2 protein-coding genes are annotated in these 669 nt (G+C 40.8%); both read left to right on the plus strand.

What is annotated here, in order from left to right:
• Positions 1-499 (plus strand): alkaline shock response membrane anchor protein AmaP (gene amaP / locus AC1DRF_RS31170; RefSeq protein ID WP_477742719.1); only part of this gene is annotated, 499 nt, incomplete at its 5' end.
• 15 nt (positions 500-514) lie between these two features.
• The coding region (locus AC1DRF_RS31175) for a DUF2273 domain-containing protein (protein ID WP_477742720.1) at positions 515-669 on the plus strand (155 nt) is incomplete at its 3' end.

The following is a 669-nucleotide window of genomic DNA, read 5'->3' on the forward strand; positions in this document are numbered from 1 at the left end:
AGGACTGATTTGTTCCAGTATGTTAGCACTGATGGTTTATAGGGTTCCTCACCTTTCAAACTGGTTAGAAAAGTGGCGGCATCAGGAGTGGTTTTACTACACAATTTTATCAATAAGCGCATTTTTAGCAGTTATTTTTATTATTTTTCTTTTAACAGGCATATTTAGCAGACCGCCTAAAAAGAATTTAGCAATTGTAACTGGTGAAGGCAAAATAACAATTTCTAAAGCAACGATCGAATCTACAGCTTTACGAGCAATTAGAAGCTTTCAGGGAATACGCTCTCCTGAAGTCCAGGCATCTATTCATTCTCGCAAAGAAAAAGTTAGTCTGTATATCAACTGTTCGTTGTTTGGACGAGATGGACTACCAACACTAGGAAAAGAAATGCAGCTTGAAACAAAACGCGCCGTGGAGGCCTTACTGGAGCTTCCCGTTCACTCCGTCCGTGTTGACTTAACAGATACACAAACACGAAAGAAAGAGCGTGTTGTGTGATGAAGGAGGGACATAATGAGTACTCCAGATAAATTGATTCCGTACCGTGGCCGAGTACTTGGTATTCTGGCAGGTTTAGCGTTGGCAATTTTGCTATTAACAATTGGTTCTGGTCCCACGCTGCTAATTGTAGCTTTTATGGGAATTGGTTATGTAATTGGGAAGTGGCG

This window comes from Priestia sp. P5_B4 (genome assembly GCF_056400385.1).